Consider the following 19401-nt stretch of genomic DNA (forward strand, 5'->3'; position numbering starts at 1 on the left):
CCCCTGTCGCGCGCTCACTCCGGTTGGGAGTAGTTGAGCAGGTGCAACGAAACGACGTCTTCGAGGATGCTCGGCTTCGCCGCCCCGGCGAAGCGGCAGTTGGCGATCGTCACCCCCGTGATCGGGCTTTCCGGCGTCCCCATAAGATACAGGGGGCGCTTCGATTTTTCCGCCGTGACGTTCTCGATGTGGATGTTGCTGACGACCGGGGGATGATTGCCGGTCTCGCGGAAGTAGCGCAGATCGATATGCACGACCGCGTCGGCGACTTGCCCCACCCGCACGTTGCGGACGTACATGTTCTGCAGGTACCCGCCCCGAGCCAAGTTCGACTTGAGCCGGATCGCGCGGTCCAATTGAGGGCTGTCCATCTCGCAGTTCTCGACCCACACGTTGCGGATGCCGCCGCTCATTTCGCTCCCCAGCGTGACCCCGCCGTGGCCGTCCTTCATGCGACAGTTGCGGACGCAGATGTTCTCGCTGGGGACGTTGATCCGTCGGCCGTCGGCGTTGCGGCCGCTCTTGATCGCGATGCAGTCGTCCCCCGTGTCGAACAGGCATCCTTCGATGAGCACGTTCCGACACGACTCAGGATTGCACCCGTCGTTGTTCGGGCCGTGACTGACGACCGTGACGTTGCGCACGGTCACGTTCTCGCACAGCACGGGATTCATCACCCACATCGGCGAGCGGAGGATCGTGATCCCTTCGATCAGTACGTTGCGGCAGCGATAGGGCTGAACGAAGTTGACGCGCAGTTTCCCGTCGGCGCCGAAGACGCGCTCCTCCGGCGGCTTGCCGGCGTCGGACATGGCGTTGAGTCGCGCCACGTCGTCGTTGCCGGAACCTTTCCACTTCCACCAGTTCTTGTCGGAAGCTCGGCCGTCGATGGCGCCCTCCCCGGTCAGGGCGACGTCGTGCTCGTCGTAGGCGTAGATCGGCGGCGAGAAGTTGCGGACCTCGACCCCCTCGAAGCGGGTGAGCACGACCGGCAGAAAGTCGTTCGGATCGTTGCTGAACAGCAGCACCGCGTCCTTCTGCAAGTGGAGGTCGACCTTGCTCCGCAGTCGCAACGGACCTTTGACGAACCACCGGCCTGCGGGGACGACCACGCGGCCTCCCCCTGCGGCATGGCAGGCTTCGATAGCGGCTTGAATCGCGTCACGGCTGTCGGGGCCGGTGACATCGTCCTGGGCAGGGCTCGTCGTCGGTTGGGCGCCGTGCTCGGCGATCGCGAAATCGCGTTGGGGAATCTCGGGCTCGGCGATCGACGCCAACACCGCGTCCAACTTGGCCCAGGCCTCGCCGGGGTCGTCGGCCGTTGCCGGCGAAACCGACCCCGCGAGCATCGCCCAGACCAAACCGGCGGCGACGGTTCCGGCTTTTAGGGAACGAACGCCTAAGACAAATGCAGCGGACAGGATGGCAACCACGGGACGACCTCTCCAGCAAGACGTGCGGCGGCGACGGAAAAGCTAAAAATCGGCCGTGATAAGTGCGATTTGGCGTCGCAATGCGACTCCAAGCGGCGGCAAACTGCAAAAAACCCGCACAGATTTTTGCGTTTTTGTCCCCTGTTGCATGACATAATTGCTCAGAAAGCGTTTGCGGGCCAGTAGGCTTTGTTGCAATAATTTCCGCAAAATACGCAAGGCCCGCGGCGAACTATTACTGCCGACGGCGAGACCAGTCAAACCCGCGATTCCCCTGCCGCCTTTTGCACGATCGGGACCCGAACGTGGCACGAATTCGTGAAATCGCCTTGGCATTTCCCCGTGGCGCCCACCAGGAGGTGTTCATCGAGGGCGTGCTCAAGTACGCGGTCGAGAACGACTGCAACTGGTCGTACATTACGGCCCCCGAGTCGTTGTCGTTGTCGGTGCTCGATCTCGTCGGTTGGCCCGGTGACGGGATCCTCGCCGCGCTCAATACGGAGGAAGAAGCACGATGCGCCGCGAACATGGCGATTCCGGTCGTCAACATTTCCAGCGCCCTTGCCGAATCGCCGGTGCCGCGCTCGATCGTCGACAACCCGGCGATTGGCGCCATCGCGGCCGAGCATTTGATTTCGAAGGGTTTTCGCGCCTTCGCGTTCTACGGTCTGTCGGACGTACAGTACTCGCGTGAGCGGCTTGCCGGGTTCGTCCAGCGACTTGAAGCGGAAGACCTGACTTGCGTCGAGTTCCTGTCCCCTCCCACGTTCGGTCTGGGGGGGAACAAATGGCTGCAGCAGCACCGGGCGCTCGCCGTATGGCTCGCCCAATTGGCGACTCCCTGCGGGTTGTTCGCCGTGTCGGACTACCGCGCCCGAATGGCGTTGGATGCTTGCCGCCAGATCGGGAGCGAGGTTCCCGAGAAGGTCGCCTTGATCGGCGTCGACAACGAGCAGATCATCTGCGAGCATGCCCGTCCCCGACTCACGAGCGTCGCTCGCAACGACCGGCTCGAAGGATACCGCGCAGCGGCGATGCTCGATCGTCTGATGCGGGGCGAGTCGCAGTTGCTCGACGAAACCCCGATCCCGCCGCTGGAAGTCGTCCAGCGCGACTCGACTGCGACGTTCGCGGTCGAAGACCCGCGGTTGCGCGACGCGTTGGCGTACATTCACGAGCGGCTTGGCACGCCGATCACGATCGACGACGTGTTGAAGCACGCCCGCGTCTCACGACGGTGGTTGGAGTACGCGTTCCGCGGGGTGCTGCACGAAACGCCTTACCAGTACCTGCGACGACAACGCCTGTCGCTCGCCAAGCGGCTGCTTGCCGAACAGTCAGGCGTGAAGATGCAACGCATTGCGCAGCTCTCCGGGTTCTCGTCCGGCAAGCATCTGGCGATCGCGTTCCAAAAAGCGTACGGCGTGAGCCCGCGAGATTTTCGCCGCAACGCGCGTTCGTGACGTTCAGGTCCGAGCTTGCGGACGAGCCGTTTCTGTTCGGGGCCAGCGCGACGAACTGAACCACAGCTGAATTCAGGACCACTGCAGCGCCCGCAGGTGGCGCTGGAAGTGGTCGCGGAGCAGCTCGGTGTACGTATCGAGATGCGTTGCCAGGAGATCGGAGAGCATCGGGCCCAGCCGCGGATCAGTCAGGACCGAGCCGAACGTGCAGTGCAGGATTTGCCGCCCCGGCTCGGTGAAGCCCTTGCCGTGGGGGGTGACGCTCCACTGGTCGAGATAGATCCGCTCGAGCACCGCCACGTCGAGGACTTCGTCCGGGCTGGGCGCATCCTCGACGCGAGCCGAGACGTGGTACGTGGCTTTGTCGCGGTCGTAGTGCATGCGGGAGAAATCGATGATCTCGCGGAAGAATCGCTCGTCCTGGCGGGCTGCGACGCGGATCGCTTCCAGGTAGCTGGTGCCGGCGGTCTTCACGTGGAATCGCCCGCGGGTGATCTGCGCCAACTGGCTGTACATCGACAGCTTGTCGCTGCCGGAGTGGAGCGACAGCTTGTACGGGCCCAATTCCGCGGCGATTTCGGCGTGCAGGCGGAGCTGTTGCTCCAGTTCGGCGACGTCGCCCCGGTAGTCGATCCCCTTCTCGAATTCGCCGACGAACCGCGGGGCGAGGCTCACGATCCGCACCCCGGCTTGTTGGAGCTGATCGGCGATGATGAAGTGCTCGGCGGGAGTCGTCGGCTCGGCCGTTTCATCGACCGACAGCTCGATTTCGAACGGTTGACGGAGACGCTTGGCCTCGGTCTCGACGGCCCGCGACAAATCGATCGCGCGCTGGATCGCCCGGCCGTACTTGACGGCGGCCCGCATGAGGGTCGTTTCGTCGAGCGTGATCGTCCCGGCGACCATGCGGATGACTCGTCCCGAGTAATCCGCAAACCACGGAGCCGAATCGCGCACCTCGGCGAACTTGGCCGCGAGCGTGGCGGCGTCGTAGCCGTCGGCTTGCTGATCGACCTCATCGGACGGGTCGAGGGTGAAGAAGACGAACCCCGCGGCCGCAGTGCTGCGAATGTCTTCGAGCGTCTTGAGATGATCCGCGTCGGCCGACCAAGGGTCGTCGAAATTCGCGTCTCTCAGCACCGCAGCCGCCGCCCGCATCACCTCCTCGGGAGAACGCTGGGTGCGCGTCATCTCGCGGATCGATTGCTGGGCGAAGATTCCGCGGATGGGGCCTCCCGCCTCGCGCAAGGCGGCCAAATGCCCGGGGGTGGCGACCCCCAAGCGATCGCCGAACCCGAAGCTGGGCGCCAGTCCCAACGCGGACGGGGTCGCGCGGCGTACGGCCGCCTCGCTGCTCACTGGCGTCATAAGTGACTCCTTAGAACTGCCGTGTCCCAAACTCGACCGAGCGGGCGTCAGATGGCAGTTTGATACTGGCTATTATTGCGACCGACCCGGTCGCGATCAGGCTGGAATTGCGACAAGGAGGTCCAAAAATCCGGAATGCCAACGCCCGGAGAAGGACCGGCGAAACCGCGGGCTCCCGAGTGGGCGGCCCCGTACTTCAGATTCCTTAATTCCAGATTAACCGAGGAAGCGATTGCAGCCACATGGTCGCTATTGCAAACACAGGAGAAAAAAACGCATCGCACGATGCAGGCAGGAATTGGCTCCTTGTAGCCGACCGGTCGTTTTTGGCGAAGCGTGCCGTTTTCTGGGCCGATTTGAGGGGTTTGCACGAGCTTCCCCGCGGCAAACAAAGGAGAACCGGCAATGACCGGCAATCCTGGGCTGGATTCCATTCTCACCACTGGAGGTCAAGATGCGATGAACCAAGAGCCAAGACGCGGCCTCGACTTCGCCTTGCCCAACTCCGGCAGTGTGCTATCCTTTGTGCAACTTCAAGGTGTGAGACCTTCCGGCATTGCCGGTCGTGGTCATTCCCATTCGATGCAGCCGGCTCCGCGGGAGTCGGCCGACTGTCTTCGGTCCGCCCGCTCGCGGGATTTGCCTGGCCGCCGGCGTCTGCCCTCGAGCGCGATTGATTCTCTTGCCCCTTGCGGCCTCCGCCGCACCGCCGCTGCGCGTGCGGCGTACGACCGGTCCTGTGACGTTCACGGACCTGGAGGCCGGCAGTATGGCAAACGCCCCCTATTTCCTGGGGGCCGTCGTGCAGCAACGAACGGGCGAACCCGCCGGGTTTGCGTTCGCGCTGGCCGGCGATCATTTTTCAGAAAGACACTCTGTGACGACACCCTTCTCCACCCTCGGCTTGGCCGAACCGTTCCTCCGGGCGACCGCCGAACTCGGTTATGAGGTCGCGACGCCAATTCAGGCCAAGGCGATTCCGGTCGTGCTGGCGGGCCGCGACCTGATCGGTTGCGCCCAGACCGGCACCGGCAAGACGGCGGCGTTCACGCTGCCGATGCTCGATCGGCTGACTCAGAATCGGCCTGCGCGCAGCGACGCGTCCCAAGACCAGCCGCGCGGCCCGAAAGGGAGCCAGCCCAAACCGCGCCGTTTGCGGGCGCTGGTGCTGTCGCCCACGCGCGAACTGGCGGCCCAAATTTCCGAAAGCCTGAAACGTTACGGACAATACACCCCCCTGCGGCACGCGGTCGTCTACGGCGGCGTTTCGCAGCACCCGCAGGTCAAGACCTTGCGGCACGGCGTCGACGCCCTCGTCGCGACGCCGGGCCGGCTGATCGATCTCATGCAGCAAGGGTTTATCGATCTCAAGGGGATCGAAATCCTGGTCTTTGACGAGGCCGACCAGATGCTCGACATGGGCTTCCTGCCGGCCCTCAAGCGAATCGTCGCCGCCGTGCCCGCCGATCGGCAGACGCTGATGTTCTCGGCGACGATGCCTGCGGCGATTCGCGAGTTGGCTCAACAGTGGCTTCGTTCTCCTGCGTCGGTCGAAGCGGCCCGCGTCGGCGCCCCGGCCGAGCGGATCGCCCAGTCGGTATTCATGGTCGACAAGCAGCGCAAGGGAGACCTCCTGACGGCTCTGCTCAAATCGACGCCCCGCGGGCGCACGTTGGTCTTCAGCCGCACGAAGCACGGCGCCGACAAGCTCGTCAAACGGCTGAATCGCGACGGCGTGCGAGCCGCGGCGATCCATGGCAACAAGAGCCAAGGCGCCCGCACGCGAACACTCGATCAGTTCAAGGGGAACAATCCCCCGGTGTTGGTGGCGACCGACTTGGCGGCTCGCGGGCTCGACATCAACGAGATTTCGCACGTCTACAACTTCGACCTGCCCGAGGTCGCCGACACCTACGTCCACCGCATTGGGCGCACCGCCCGCGCCGGGGCCGAGGGGATTGCCGTCTCGTTCTGCTCGGGGGACGAGCGGGGCTTGCTCCGCGAGATCGAGCGGTTGATCAAGGCGAAGATCACGGTTGAGCAGAACGTGGCCGGTTTCGAACCGCTGACGCCGGCGCCGGCGGAGATCGCCGATCCTTCCGGCGGTTCGCTTGGCCGGCGCGGTCCGGCCCGCCGTCCCGCCCGGCAGGGAGGCGCCTCGCGCGGCGGCGATCGGCCGGCCCACGGGGCCCGCGCCAAAACGACAGGTCGGCCGCGTCGCAGCAAGTCGACGACGACGTCCGCCGCTGCTCACGCTCCGGCCAAGCCTGCCGACGGGGGCGCCTCGGGACGCCCGCGTCGCCGTCGCCGCCGCGAACTGTAAGCGAAGTCAAGGACCGGCCCGTCGGCGGGCAGAATTGCTCGCCGACGGCGGCTGCCTTGGGCAGCGCATCGCGAAGATTCGTGCGCGGTTTATTCCGGCAGATCGTCCCCTGCGGGCTCCGGCAGCCAGAACGAGAGAATCGTGCCGCAAGCGCAGGCGAACAGGGCGACGAAGCACGCGGCCATGGCCAGCGGGTTCTCGTATCCGAACTGCTGTTTGAGCCAGGGGGCGAGCGTGGTGGTCGCCAACGCGGCGGAGGTTCCCAGAACGCGCCCGCCGATGTTGGCGGCGAAGCTCTCGCCCGTGCCGCGCAGGTGAATCGGAAACGCCCGCGGCAGATAGTTGCCCCAGAAGCTGAACTGCCCCACCGTCAGCAAACCGGCGACGAAGATTCCCCACTTGAGCATCTGCAGATCGTTCTGCGCCGGGTAGAGATACAAGAGCGGCACGACCGCCAGCGCCGGCACGAGGAACACGCGCAGGAGCTTGACGCGGCTGACGATCCGCACGGCAAGGATCGCCAGCAGGAATCGCCCGGTCAGACCGCCGAGTTCCTGGAACAGGTTCACATTGTTGGCGACCTCTTGCTCGTAGACTTTTTGTCTGGGGACCGGCATGTCGGCGACCGCGGCCTTCACCTCGGGCAGTCCCGGGACAATTCGCGGCGTGTGCTGCAGGGCCCCGAACGCGATGCCGTAACTGCAGGCGAACATCAACGTCGTGACGATCGTGGTTCGTTTGAGTTGCGGCGAGAACAACTCCCTCACGCTGGGGCGTCGCAAGGTCCCCGCCGCCTTCTTCGCCGCCCACACCGGCGACTCCGGCAAGAACGGGCGGATGACGATCAACGGCAAAGCGGGAATGACCCCCGAGATGAGCGTGTATCGCCACGCCTCGTGATTGCCGTAGATCGCCGGGAGCATGTCGCCGTACTTGAGCGCCAGCAAGTTGGCCACCGTCACGAGCATTCCGCCGACCGACGAGAACGCCTGGGTGTAGCCGAGCACCCGTTCGCGCGTCTTCGGCTCGGGGAACAACTCGGCGAGCCAAGCGACCGCCGCGACGAACTCGACGCAGACGCCGATGAAGGTCGTCGTCCGCAAAGCGAGCAGCCACCAGAGGTTCGTCGCAAACCCCGCGGCCAGGGCGCTGAACGCGTACAGCAGGATGCTGTAGGTGAGGACCCGACGTCGGCCCCATAAATCGGTCAAGTAGCCGCCGAATAGGCCGCATACCCCGCCGATCATCGCCGGGACGAAGAAGAGCCTGCCCACCCAGCTCTCGAACTCCGGCGTTCCCGGCGCCACTCCGGCCAGATCCAACAGCGCCGGACGAACGATCAGCGGCAGCATCAACAGTTCGTAAATGTCGAACGCAAATCCGATTGCCGCGATAAGACAGATGGCCCAGCGGACGGTTCCGACGGGACTCGTGGGAGAGGGCTGTGGCATGGCTCAGTCCAAGAGAGCAGGAGCGACGACCGGACACCGATCAGGCTCGCCGAGTGTACTCGGCGAGGGTCGAACAGGACACCCGAGGCCGCGCCAGGTCCGCCCAAGCGTAGCGCAAGAAACACTTCCGGAGCGGAGGGGCGCACCCGCGTTACGGCGCATGGCACGGGCTGCACGAGGCCCGTACGATCAGGTCGCCCGCGACGCGGATCGTCGTCGGGGGGCTGTCGCCGTAGTCGCCGTCGAGGCGGTCGAGAATTAACTGTGCCGCGCGACGGCCGATCTCTTTCGGCCGCTGCCGCATGGTGGTGAGCGGGGGGTGCATTGCCGCCGCAAAATCGAGATCGGCGAACCCGATCACAGAGAGGTCGGACGGAATCTTCAGTCCCATTCGCTCGGCTGCCTCATAGACGTAGACAGCCTCGTGGTCGGTGACGCAGAAGACGGCCGTCGGCCGAGGATCGAGCGAGAGGATCTCGGCGGCAACTTCCAGGCCATTGGTTCCCCACTGATTGAGTCGCCAGATCGAGACGTCGAGCCCGGCGATTTCGTGAACTGCGGCCTCGAACGAGGCCCGGCGCCGCACCGCCCAGGCTTGCCAAGCCGTCTCGCGGGCCGAGAGGCACGCGATCCGCCGATGGCCCAGCGAAAGCAGGTGCTCGGCGACGGTGCGGGCGCACCGCTGTTCGTCCGTTTCAATGGAGTCGGCGATCCGATCTTCTGAGAACTCGTGGTCGATCACCACGCACGGAACGCGACGCTCGATGAACTCGCGAAAATGTTCGTAGTACGCCACCGCGAACGACGGCCACAGGATCAGCCCGTCCACCCGGCGATCGAGCAGTCGGCTGATCTGCCGTAGGCCTTGTTCCTCCTCCTTCTCGAAGTGCGGAAACTCCTGGCAGTCGCCGACCCAGACGGTGATCGGCAAGTAGTCGGCCGATTCCAGGCAGAGGTGGATCCCGGCGAGGACGTCGACCCAGAACGAATCGAACGGCGGAATCATGACGCCGACCGTTTTGGTGCGGCCGGTTTGGATGCCGTTGACGAGCAGATTGCGGCGCCAACCGAGTTTGCGGGCCGCCTCGAGGACCCGTTGACAGGTCTCCTCGCCGAACCGTTCCTGCTCGCCGCGGAGGATACGTGAGGCAGCGCTGAGCGAGACGTTAGCGGCCTCGGCGACGTCCTTCAACCGGGGTGCGGAGGTGCCGGACATAGTTCGTGGCAGCCTCGAGCGGGAGTGGAAGGTGAACTAGTTGAATCTCGAGCACGTCGGCGAAGCGGTAATCTTGGAGCATATTCGGCGATTCGCCGGACGGACTCAATGCGTCGCAGGGGCAAATCGCGAAAGAATACCTGCTCAACTACTTGAACATGCCCGCGACCCGATCTAAGCTAAACCTTCGGTTCGCAATCCCGCAACGAGGCGGGCTGCGACCGGCTCCTCGCCTGTTCGGGCGGCGACTGGACAAGCCCCGTCCGACTGCTTCCGACCGCAGGACCGCCCGGGGACGCCCGGCATCGACTCTCCGATTTACCTGCAAACGGATTCCATGGCAGACACGACTTCATCGCTTGAAGCGGACGCCGCCGCTCTGACAGGGCAGGCCGGCTCAAACGGACGCACGTCCCAGGTTGGAACCGGGGCGATTCCCTGGCAACAGCGTCCCGCCGGATCCCGTGAACTCGTTTGGCGTCACTCCGGAAATCCGGTCATCGGGCGGCATCACATGCCGGGGGCTCAGGGCATCTACAACAGCGCGGTCGTCCCGTATGGCGACGGTTTTGCGGGCGTGTTTCGGGTTGAACTGCGGACTCGGTATCCGCAACTGCACGCCGGGTGGAGCGACGACGGGCTCGATTGGCACATCGAGCCGGCGCCGATCTCGTTTCACGGCGCCAAGGACGCCCCCGACGGGGCCGAGTACGCCTACGATCCGCGGGTTTGCAAGATCGATGACGCGTACTACGTCACTTGGTGCGGCGGGCACAACGGCCCGACGATCAGCGTCGCCAAGACCCAGGACTTCCAATCCTTCGAGCGGTTGGAAAACGCGTTTCTGCCGTTCAATCGCAACGGCGTGTTGTTCCCGCGCAAGATCGGGGGCAAGTACTTGATGTTGAGCCGGCCCAGCGACGACGGACACACGCCCTTCGGCGACGTCTATCTGAGCCAGAGCCCCGACATGTGCCACTGGGGCATGCATCGGCTCGTGATGCGCAAAGGGGGGGATCGCACGGGACAGTGGTGGCAGCGGACCAAGGTCGGAGCCGGGCCGATCCCGATCGAGACCGCCGACGGCTGGCTGATGATCTACCACGGCGTGATGGACACCTGCAACGGCTTCGTCTACAGCATGGGGGCCGCCTTGCTCGATTTGGAAGAGCCGTGGAAGGTGCTCGCCCGCACGAATCAGCACGTCATGACCCCCGAGGCCGATTACGAAGTTTTCGGACACGTGCCGAACGTCGTGTTCCCGTGCGCGGCGTTGGTCGACAAGGCGAACGATCGGCTGGCAATTTATTACGGCGCCGCCGACACGTTCTCGTGCATCGCGTATGCTCATCTCAGCGAGCTCGTCGCGTTTACGAAAGAGCACTCCGCGGTCTTCTAGCGCGCGTGCGATCTCGCTTGCCGGACGATTTGCGCGGATGTCATTCGTCTCTCGTGCTGTGAACGAAATAGGTCGAATTCCGAAGCACGAGCAACCGAACAGATTCGCACTCTGAAGATCAAGACGATCCGACGGAGTCGCCCGGTTGTTTGGAGCTTGAGGATTTCGAGGTTCGGGCATGCTTGGGAATTTGGAATGCGTGCTTCGCCTTTTCGCCTGGACCTCTTAGCATCCCGACGACCGCGCAGCGACTGGTCGGGGGGCGAGTTCGCCCGGCTCAAATTCAGCCCCCGTTCCCCTTCGTCGCGCCCTGGGCAGGGGCGCCCGGTCGATGTCTGACTTGCACCTCAGCCGACTCGACGTGGCGATCATCGGCCTCTATTTGGCCGCGACGGTCGGCATCGGTTTTTGGATTTCGAAACGGGCCTCGAAGAATATTCAGAACTACTTCCTCGGCGGCAACTCGATTCCCTGGTACGCGCTGGGCTTGTCGAACGCCTCGGGTATGTTCGACATCAGCGGCACCATGTGGATGGTGTACCTGCTGTTCGTCTACGGATTGAAGAGCGTTTGGATCCCCTGGTTGTGGCCCGTATTCAACCAGGTGTTCATGATGGCGTTTCTGTCGATTTGGTTGCGCCGGTCAGGGGTGATGACTGGGGCCGAGTGGATTCGGTTTCGCTTCGGCGACGGCCCCGGGGCGCAACTTGCCCATATGGCGGTCGTGTTGTTTGCCCTGGTCAACGTGGTCGGATTCCTGGCGTACGGGTTCATCGGCGTCGGCAAGAGCGCGGCCAACTTCTTGCCTTGGGAACTTTCGATCGATCCGGCGACGAACGCGAATTACTACGGGCTTGCAATCACGTTGTTGACGACGGCGTACGTCGTGAAGGGAGGGATGTTCAGCGTCGTGTTCACCGAGATCCTGCAGTTTGCGATCATGACGATCGCGTGCATTTGGGTCGGCGTGATTGCGATGCAGCAGGTCGCCCCGGAGACGTTGGCGGCGGCGACGCCGGCAGGGTGGGGCGACTTGCGGTTTGGCGCCCGGCTCGATCTCGACTGGTCGAAGCTGCTTCCGGCCGCAGATGCAAAGATCGCCTCCGACGGTTGGCAGCTGTTCGGCTGGTTCGTCGGGCTGATGCTCATCAAGGGAACGCTGCAAAGCATCGCCGGCCCGGCCCCGAATTACGACATGCAACGAGTCCTGTCGGCCCGTTCGCCGCGCGAGGCGGCCTATATGAGCGGCATCGTCAACGTCGTGCTGCTCGTGCCCCGGTACATGCTCGTAGCCGGGCTGACCGTGCTCGCGCTGGCGTTCTTTGCCGACGAGTTGCGGGCTAAGGGAGACGCCGTCGACTTCGAGACCGTCTTGCCGTTGGCGATGCGCGAGTTCATGCCAAGCGGACTGCTTGGGCTGTTGGTCGCTGCGCTGTTGGCGGCGTTTATGTCGACCTACGCGGCCACCGTGAACGCGGCGCCGGCTTATGTGGTCAACGACATCTACAAGCGGTACGTGCGGCCGGACGGAACCGATCGTGAGTATGTGGCGATGAGCTATGCCGTGTCGATCGTCGTGGTGCTGATCGGCACGGCGATCGGGCTGTACGTCACCTCGCTCAGCGCGATCGTCCAATGGATCGTCACCGCACTGTACGGGGGCTACACGGCGGCGAACCTGCTGAAGTGGGTCTGGTGGAGGTTCAACAGCTACGGCTATTTCTGGGGGATGGCCGCGGGGATGGCGGCCGCGGGGATCGTGCCGAACGTCGCAGAGCGACTCGCCACGGCGGAGATCATCGGGCGCCACGCCGAGATCTACTGCTTTCCGCTTATCTTCGCCATTTCACTTGCCGGGTGCGTCGGCGGTTCGCTCGCAACGAGGCCGGACGATCTCGACGTGCTCAAGCGGTTTTACCTCAAAGTCCGTCCCTGGGGCTTCTGGGGGCCGATCCATGAATTGGTCGCCGACGACCGGCCGGGGGTGCAGCCGAACCGCGACTTCGGCCGCGACATGCTCAACTCGGCGGTCGGCATCGCGTGGCAGACGGCGCTCACTGCGACCGGCGTCTTCATTGTCGTGCAAGATTGGCGAGGGCTCGCGTGGTCGTTGGCGACCGTCGCCTTGACCAGCTTGTTTCTGAAGATTTCCTGGTTGGACCGCATCGAGGACTATCCGCCCGACCTTGCGGCGATCGCCGGCGTCGAGACGCCCGTCGCCGCTCGGCAAGCGGCAGCAACGGGGTGAGAGCCATGGCTTGCGCGAGGCGAGGCGGCGACGGGCGGGGTCGGGGCGGTGCGAGGGGCATTGCCCGCATGGTTGCGGCCATGGCGACGATTGCGGTCGGGGCGATCTCGGCCTGCTTCGCGGTCCCGCGAGCGCAAGCGGCGGAGGGGCCGGAGTTCGAGCATTTCGTCACGGTCTGCGACGGCCGGTTCTTCGACGGCGAAAGACGACTGCGGTTCGTCTCCTGGAACATCCCCAACCTGATCGCGATCGAGGACGCCCTCGACTTTCTTGGCGAGTCCCCCTGGCGGTGGCCCGACGAGTTCGAGATCGCCGACGCGCTGGAGTCGGTCCGCCAACTGGGGGGCGGCGTGGCGCGGACGTACGTCGTCACCGTCCGCCGCCAAGGCTCCGACATGGGCGAGCACGTTCATGTCCTTGCCCCCGGGCGGTTCAACGAGGAAGCGTTCGTCGCGCTTGACCGGGCTCTTGCTATCGCCGCCGAGAAGCGCGTACGGATCATACTGCCGCTGGTCGACAACTGGCATTGGATGGGCGGGATCGACGAGTACGCCGCCTTTCGCGGGAAACAAAAGAAGGCGTTCTGGACCGATCGGCAGATCATCGACGACTTCAAAGCGACGATCCGCCACGTCGTGACTCGTCGCAACACGGTCAACGGCATCATGTATCGCAACGACAAAACGATCTTCGGCTGGGAGACAGGCAACGAGCTGGACGCGCCCCCGGAATGGACCGCCGAGATCGCGGCGTATCTGAAGGAACTCGACCCGAATCACCTCGTGATCGACGGCCGGTCGCTGCACGGCGTGCCGGTCGGCTCGCTCGACGATCCGAACGTCGACGCGGTGACGACCCACCACTACCCAGGCCCGGGAGTCGACATGGTCGAACAGATCCGCGCCGGCGCCGGGCTGGCGCGGGGGAAGAAAGCCTATTTCGTCGGCGAGATCGGATTCATCCCCGTCGGAGAGGCTCGCCGCGTGTTGGCGACGGTGATCGAGGAAGACGTCGCCGGGGCGCTCTACTGGAGTTTGCGGTTTCATCGCCGCGAGGGGGGCTTCTACTGGCACGACGAGCCGCTGGGGGCCAATCTGTTCAAGGCGTACCACTGGCCTGGGTTCGCGTCGGGCGATCTGTACGAGGAACGTCCGCTGCTGGAGACGCTTGCCGACGCGGCACGAAGGATCAGCGACGCCGACCTGCCCGCCCTCACGGCGCCGGCGGCGGCGCGGCTGCTGCCGATCGAGCATCCCGGGCGGATCTCGTGGCAAGGTTCGGCCGGGGCCTCGGGGTACGACGTCCAGCGGTCCGCGGCGGCCGGGGGGCCTTGGCTGACGATTGGCGGGCACGTGAGCGACGCCGCCGTGCAATATCGCCCGCTCTTCTGCGACGCGACGATTCGCCCCGGGCGAGCCTACTACTACCGCGTGATCGCCCGCGGCGCCGGGGGGGAGTCGGCGCCCTCGAACATCGTCGGCCCCGTGCGGGTCGACCATCGGCTGCTTGTCGACGAACTGGCTGACGAGTCGCTCCGCGCGGGGACGACCGGGCCGGCGACCTTCCGATCCGATCGCGCTCGGCGGGCTCAAGAGGACATGCACCGCGTCGAACTCGGCCCCGATGGAGCGATCGAGTATCGGTTGCCGAACCCCGTCGAGAGCGTCGCGGCGTGGCTGTTCGCCGAATCGGCCGACCACGGGTGCGTGATCGAGGGATCGACCGACGGCGTCGAATTTGCGCCGCTCGCCGCCGCGAGCGAGAGCCGCCGCCGCGGCGCCGGCGACTACGCTTACCTGCAACCGATGCTGCTTCGGGCCAAGGCGGTCGATCCGGCCGTTCGCGTGGTGCGGATTCGCAACGCGGCCGGGCAGGCGCCGGTGCAAGTCTCGCGAGTAGAAATCGCTTACGACCTCCTGGCACAGCGGCGGCCTTGAGATCGCAGGTCGAGACAGACGGTCCCGGAATTTCGCCGCGGGGGGAGAGTCGCTATAATCCCGCCTTGCCGCTTACTTGGCGATCGTTCCCCCATTGCGAGACCGTCATGCTGTCCGTCCCCACGCGTTATCTCCACGGCCCTGGGCCCTCGCCCGTTCCCGATTCGGTGCTCGAGGCGATGGCGTTGCCCTGCATCGGGCACATGGACCCCGAATTCATGCGGATCATGAACGAAGTCCGCGAGATGCTGCAGGCGGTCTTCCTAACAAAGAACGAGATGACCCTTGCCTGCTCGGGGACCGGTTCGGCCGGGGCCGAGATGCTGATGGACAATCTCGTCGAGCCGGGGGACTCATGTCTCGTCGGGATCAACGGCGTGTTCGGCGGGCGGCTGACCGACAAGGCTCGTCGCGCCGGGGGGGAAGTCCACAACCTCACGGCCGACTGGGGGCAGGTGTTCGACCAGGACGCGGTGATCGACGAAGTGAACCGGCTGAAGCCAAAGGTCGTCGTGCTGGTGCATGCGGAAACTTCGACCGGCGCGTTGCAGCCGGTCGATCGAATCGGCGAAGCGGTCCGGCGGCACGGGGGGCTGTTCGTCATCGACTGCGTCACGTCGCTCGGCGGGCTGCCGGTGAAGATCGACGAATGGCAGGTCGACGCGGCGTACTCGGGGACGCAGAAGTGCCTCTCCTGTCCGCCGGGGCTGGCGCCTGTGACGCTTGGGCCGCGGGCGATGGAGAAGGTCGCCAACCGCAAGACGCCGTGCAACTCGTGGTATCTCGATCTCAAACTGGTGGGCAACTACTGGTCGGGCAACCGGGCGTATCATCACACGGCGCCGATCAACATGAATTATGCGCTGCACGAGGCCCTGCGGCTGGCGCTCGACGAGGGGCTCGAAGCCCGCTTTGCGCGGCATCGCCGGGTGCACGAGCAACTCAAGGCGGCGCTCGTCGAGCGCGGGTTTACCTACGCGTCGGACCCCGACAACTCGTTGCCGATGCTGAATCTGGTGAACATCCCCTCCTACGTCGACGACGAAGCCGCGGTGCGGGGGCAGTTGCTGACGGATCGGCAGTTGGAAATCGGCGGCGGGCTCGGCGCCCTGGCGGGCAAATGCTGGCGGATCGGCCTCATGGGCCACGGGGCCACCGAGGAAAGCGTCGCGCGGATCCTTGCGGGGATCGACGCGTTGGCGCCCGCGACGGCGTGAGGCAGAGCGAGGACCATGGGACCGCGGACCACGTGAGTTGCTGGAGGCCTCGGAGCCCTGCCGGCCTTCGTGATTGTCTTGCCAGGCTACCGAATCGCCCCCTGCAGCGCATCTCGCACTTGCAGCAATTGGGCCGCGATGCTCACCGCGATCTCGGCCGGGTGGTTCGTCCCCAGGGGCAGACCGACCGGGCAGTGAAATGTGATTCGCTCCGTCGGAACGCCGGCGGCGGCAAGATCTTTGCGGAGCACGGCGGCCTTGGCGTCGCTGCCGATGACTCCCACGAACGGCAGCGGTCGCTCGCGGCGGAAGATCTCCACGAGGACCGGCAGGTCGCTCGAGTGACCTTGCGTCATGCAAAGCACGAAGGCGTCGTCGGCGAGCTTTGCAACCTCGTCCGGCGGGTGCGCCGCGACAACCTTGGCGACGCCGTCGGGGAGCCGCTCGATCCACTCGCGGCGGGGGTCGATCACCGTGGCGGTGCAGGGGAGCGCCGCCAGCAGGGGGGCGAGCGCCTGCGTGACATGCCCGGCGCCGAACACAACGACCCGCCACGCGGCGACGTTCACGGCCTCGAAGTACAACCGCACGCGGCCGCCGCAGGTCATGCCGACGTCGGCTTTGAGGCTCCAGTCGCGAAACGCGGTCCGCTCCCCTGAGGCGAGCAGATCCTGGGCCACGCCGATCGCTTTGGCTTCGACCTTCCCCCCGCCGACCGTGCCGTGATCGAGCCTCGCGGCGGTGACGAGCATTTTGCTGCCGGCGTCTTGCGGCGTGGACCCGGCGGCGTCGACGAGCGTTACGGCGACGAACGGCGTCCCCGCGGCGGCCAACTCGACATAGCGTTCGATGAACGTGGGCATGACGCGGGGCAAGTCGGACGCTTGAAGGCGAGTGGGCGACTTGGACGAGGAATCGATCGCCGTCAGTTCCTCAGCGGGATTCCGCGTCCATCTGCGGCGCTGGGATTCCCGGCACGGACCGGGGGCGGCCATTGGTCGGGGCGAGCGGCGTTTCCTTGGCGGCGAGCGCTTCGACCAGCCGCATGAGGCACTCCTCGTTGGTGGCCGGCAGGCGCAGCGGCGCCACGTGGGCCGGGTTGGCCTGCGACAAGGCGTGCTTCGCCGCCGCCCAGGCCGCGATGCCGAGCATCAGCGGCGGTTCGCCGACCGCCTTGCTGCGCGCCACGTTGACGGCGTGCTTGGGGTTGTCGATGAAGTCGACCGTGATCGTGCGCGGCAGGTCGGTGACGTTGGGGATCTTGTAGGTCGTCGGCCCGGTGGAGAGCAACGCGCCCTGGTCGTCGTATTTGAGCTCCTCGGTCGTGCACCAGCCGAGGCCCTGGACAAGTCCGCCGATCACTTGCCCGCGGTCGACGCCGGGATTGATCATGCGGCCGACGTCCATCACCAGATCGAGCCGATCAAGCGTCAGATCGCCCGTGAAGCGGTCGATCGAAACCTCGACCACGGCGGCGCCGGTGGTGTAGTAGAAAAACGGCGAACCTTGACCCTGGTCCCAGTCCATCCCTGCGACCGGCGTGGCGAAGAATCCCCGGGCGCCGATGTCGATCCGCTCGCGCCGGGCCGCGTCGCAGAAGCGGTCGAAGGGGATCCGGTGAGCCGGGTCGGCGAGTCGCCGATCGACGACGAACCCGTCCACGAAGACGACGTCGGCCGCCGAGCGAGGCAGTTCCGGATGTGCCGCGGCGAACCGATCGGCCGCGAACTCCGTCATGCGTTGCTTGATTTGCCGGCAGGCGTCGACCGCCGCGGCGCCGTTGAGGTCGGTCCCCGCGCTGGCGGCGGTGGGCGAGGTGTTGTGGTTCTTTTCGGTCGAGGCGGTCATCAGCCGCACGCGCTCGACCTCCAGGCCGAATTCGTCGGCCACGATCTGGCGGACTTTCGTGTTGAGCCCTTGGCCCATTTCAGTCCCGCCGGTCGAGACTTGGACCGTGCCGTCGGTGTAGACGTTGACCAGAGCGTTCCCCTGGTTGAGAAACTTGGCGGTGAACGAGATGCCGAACTTGACTGCGGTGAGGGCGAGCCCCTTCACCGTTCCCGCGCCCGGGGTCGCGTTGTGCCGCTCGACCTCGGCCATTCGGCGGCGGTAGTCGCTGGACGTCTCCAGCCGATCGAACGTCTCGACCAGCACATGGTCGCGCACCACTTGGCCGTAGTGGGTCGTGTTGCGGGCGTCATCGCCGTCGCGGTAGAGATTGGCCCGCCGGACGTCGAGGGCGTCGATCCCGAGCGTCTGGGCGACTTCCTGGAGGATGTTCTCAATGACGACGATCCCCTGCGGCCCGCCGAAACCGCGGAACGCCGTATTGGGGGGGAGGTTCGTCCGGCAGATATGCCCGGTGATCCGTGCCGCGGGGAGAAAGTACGCGTTGTCCGCGTGGAGCAAGGTTCGCTCCAGGACCGACGTACTCAGGTCGGCGAACGCCCCGCCGTTGGAGTAAAAGTCGATCGCCACGGCGAGCAGCCGCCCGTCGTCGTCGTACGCGACCTTGTACCAGCTCTTGTAGGCATGCCGTTTGCCGGTGACGCGCATGTCTTCGTCCTTGGTCAGGACGATTCGCGCAGGGCGGCCGGTCTTGACCGCCGCGAGCGCGACCATGGCGGCGGGGATCGCCGACTGGGTCTCCTTGCCGCCGAAGCCGCCCCCCATCCGCCGGCATTCGCAGACGACCTCGTGCAGCCCCAGCCCCAGCGCCTCGGCGACCATGGTCTGGGTCTCGGTGGGGTTTTGCGTCGAGCTGATCACCCGCACCCGCCCCTCTTCCTCGGGGATTGCCAGCGACGCTTGCGACTCGAAGTAGAACTGCTCCTGACCGTTGCTCTCGAACACCCCCTCCAGCACGTGGGGCGCTGCCGCGAATGCAGCGTTGACGTCCCCGCGTTCGATAACACGGCGGGGACCGATGAACGATTCGGCGGCAATCGACTGCTCGATCGACAGAATCGGCGCCTCGGCGTCGCACTCGATCGCGACCAGCTTCGCCGCGGTGCGGGCGGCGCGGCGCGATTCGGCTGCGATCGCCACGACCGGCTGGCCGAGGTAGCTGACTCGCTCGGAGGCCAAGAACGGCTCGTCGGGGATGATCGGCCCGAAGACGTTGTGTCCCGGAAGATCGTGGTGCGTATACGCCGCGACGACGCCGGGCGTCGCGACGGCGCGCTCGACATGTATTGCGCGGATCCTCCCCGCCGCGACAGGGGCGCCGACGAGCGTCACCCACAACTCGCCGACCGCGGCCGGCAGGTCTTCGATGTAGTGAGCCGACCCGGCGACATGGCCGCGGGCGGAATCGTGAGGGAGCGAGCGTCCGATGGTTCCCATG

13 protein-coding genes are annotated in these 19401 nt (G+C 65.5%); 6 read left to right on the top strand and 7 right to left on the bottom strand.

Going from position 1 to position 19401, the window contains the following annotated elements; translation table 11 throughout:
• Positions 1-14 precede the first annotated feature (14 nt).
• Positions 15-1433, bottom strand: a complete 1419-nt coding sequence (locus KF688_06290; GenBank protein MBX3425271.1) for a glycoside hydrolase family 28 protein — start codon at positions 1431-1433, stop codon at positions 15-17.
• Positions 1434-1738: 305 nt separating this feature from the next.
• Here KF688_06290 and KF688_06295 point away from each other — a divergent pair, with 305 nt between their 5' ends.
• Positions 1739-2896, top strand: a complete 1158-nt coding sequence (locus KF688_06295; GenBank protein MBX3425272.1) for a DNA-binding transcriptional regulator — start codon at positions 1739-1741, stop codon at positions 2894-2896.
• A 72-nt stretch (positions 2897-2968) separates the two neighbouring features.
• On the opposite strand, the gene KF688_06300 is transcribed toward KF688_06295, so the two are convergent.
• Positions 2969-4264 carry a hypothetical protein gene (locus KF688_06300; protein ID MBX3425273.1) on the bottom strand — a complete coding sequence of 432 codons (1296 nt, stop codon included), beginning with the start codon at positions 4262-4264 and terminating at the stop codon, positions 2969-2971.
• 47 nt (positions 4265-4311) lie between these two features.
• Entirely contained in the window at positions 4312-4698 is a 387-nt protein-coding gene (locus tag KF688_06305; GenBank protein ID MBX3425274.1) for a hypothetical protein, read from the bottom strand.
• A gap of 335 nt (positions 4699-5033) precedes the next feature.
• On the opposite strand from KF688_06305, the gene KF688_06310 reads away from it, so the two are divergent.
• Positions 5034-6587, top strand: coding sequence for a DEAD/DEAH box helicase (locus tag KF688_06310; protein MBX3425275.1), 1554 nt, complete (start codon positions 5034-5036; stop codon positions 6585-6587).
• 89 nt (positions 6588-6676) lie between these two features.
• Here KF688_06310 and KF688_06315 read toward each other — a convergent pair whose 3' ends face one another.
• Positions 6677-8038, bottom strand: a complete 1362-nt coding sequence (locus KF688_06315; GenBank protein ID MBX3425276.1) for an MFS transporter — start codon at positions 8036-8038, stop codon at positions 6677-6679.
• A 151-nt stretch (positions 8039-8189) separates the two neighbouring features.
• Entirely contained in the window at positions 8190-9254 is a 1065-nt protein-coding gene (locus tag KF688_06320) for a LacI family DNA-binding transcriptional regulator (protein ID MBX3425277.1), read from the bottom strand.
• A gap of 337 nt (positions 9255-9591) precedes the next feature.
• Between KF688_06320 and KF688_06325 the strand changes: the two genes are divergently transcribed.
• The 4 genes from KF688_06325 to KF688_06340 all read left to right on the top strand — a co-directional run bounded on the left by KF688_06325 (position 9592) and on the right by KF688_06340 (position 16055).
• A complete protein-coding gene (locus tag KF688_06325) occupies positions 9592-10653 on the top strand; it encodes a glycoside hydrolase family 130 protein (GenBank protein ID MBX3425278.1) in 1062 nt (353 codons plus the stop codon).
• A 331-nt stretch (positions 10654-10984) separates the two neighbouring features.
• Positions 10985-12901: a Na+:solute symporter gene (locus tag KF688_06330; protein ID MBX3425279.1), complete on the top strand. Its 1917-nt coding sequence runs from the start codon at positions 10985-10987 to the stop codon at positions 12899-12901.
• 80 nt (positions 12902-12981) lie between these two features.
• Complete coding sequence (locus KF688_06335) at positions 12982-14838, top strand: hypothetical protein (protein ID MBX3425280.1); 1857 nt, start codon at positions 12982-12984, stop codon at positions 14836-14838.
• Between the two features lie 107 nt (positions 14839-14945).
• On the top strand, positions 14946-16055 hold the full coding sequence (locus KF688_06340; GenBank protein MBX3425281.1) for an alanine--glyoxylate aminotransferase family protein: 1110 nt from the start codon (positions 14946-14948) through the stop codon (positions 16053-16055).
• A gap of 86 nt (positions 16056-16141) precedes the next feature.
• On the opposite strand, the gene xdhC is transcribed toward KF688_06340, so the two are convergent.
• Together xdhC and xdhB are read right to left on the bottom strand one after the other, a co-directional pair.
• Positions 16142-16918, bottom strand: coding sequence for a xanthine dehydrogenase accessory protein XdhC (xdhC, locus tag KF688_06345; protein MBX3425282.1), 777 nt, complete (start codon positions 16916-16918; stop codon positions 16142-16144).
• Between the two features lie 70 nt (positions 16919-16988).
• Complete coding sequence (gene xdhB / locus KF688_06350; GenBank protein ID MBX3425283.1) at positions 16989-19400, bottom strand: xanthine dehydrogenase molybdopterin binding subunit; 2412 nt, start codon at positions 19398-19400, stop codon at positions 16989-16991.
• Position 19401 lies beyond the last annotated feature (1 nt).

The sequence above is a fragment of the Pirellulales bacterium genome (assembly GCA_019636345.1).
In the GTDB taxonomy this organism is placed as follows: domain Bacteria; phylum Planctomycetota; class Planctomycetia; order Pirellulales; family Lacipirellulaceae.

Coding starts and splice junctions, on each gene's coding strand:
- KF688_06300 (MBX3425273.1), bottom strand. CDS start 4,264: ATGACGCCAGTGAGCAGCGAGGCGGCCGTACGCCGCGCGACCCCGTCC.
- KF688_06305 (MBX3425274.1), bottom strand. CDS start 4,698: ATGGAATCCAGCCCAGGATTGCCGGTCATTGCCGGTTCTCCTTTGTTT.
- KF688_06310 (MBX3425275.1), top strand. CDS start 5,034: ATGGCAAACGCCCCCTATTTCCTGGGGGCCGTCGTGCAGCAACGAACG.
- KF688_06315 (MBX3425276.1), bottom strand. CDS start 8,038: ATGCCACAGCCCTCTCCCACGAGTCCCGTCGGAACCGTCCGCTGGGCC.
- KF688_06320 (MBX3425277.1), bottom strand. CDS start 9,254: ATGTCCGGCACCTCCGCACCCCGGTTGAAGGACGTCGCCGAGGCCGCT.
- KF688_06325 (MBX3425278.1), top strand. CDS start 9,592: ATGGCAGACACGACTTCATCGCTTGAAGCGGACGCCGCCGCTCTGACA.
- KF688_06330 (MBX3425279.1), top strand. CDS start 10,985: ATGTCTGACTTGCACCTCAGCCGACTCGACGTGGCGATCATCGGCCTC.
- KF688_06335 (MBX3425280.1), top strand. CDS start 12,982: ATGGCGACGATTGCGGTCGGGGCGATCTCGGCCTGCTTCGCGGTCCCG.
- KF688_06340 (MBX3425281.1), top strand. CDS start 14,946: ATGCTGTCCGTCCCCACGCGTTATCTCCACGGCCCTGGGCCCTCGCCC.
- xdhC (MBX3425282.1), bottom strand. CDS start 16,918: ATGCCCACGTTCATCGAACGCTATGTCGAGTTGGCCGCCGCGGGGACG.
- xdhB (MBX3425283.1), bottom strand. CDS start 19,400: ATGGGAACCATCGGACGCTCGCTCCCTCACGATTCCGCCCGCGGCCAT.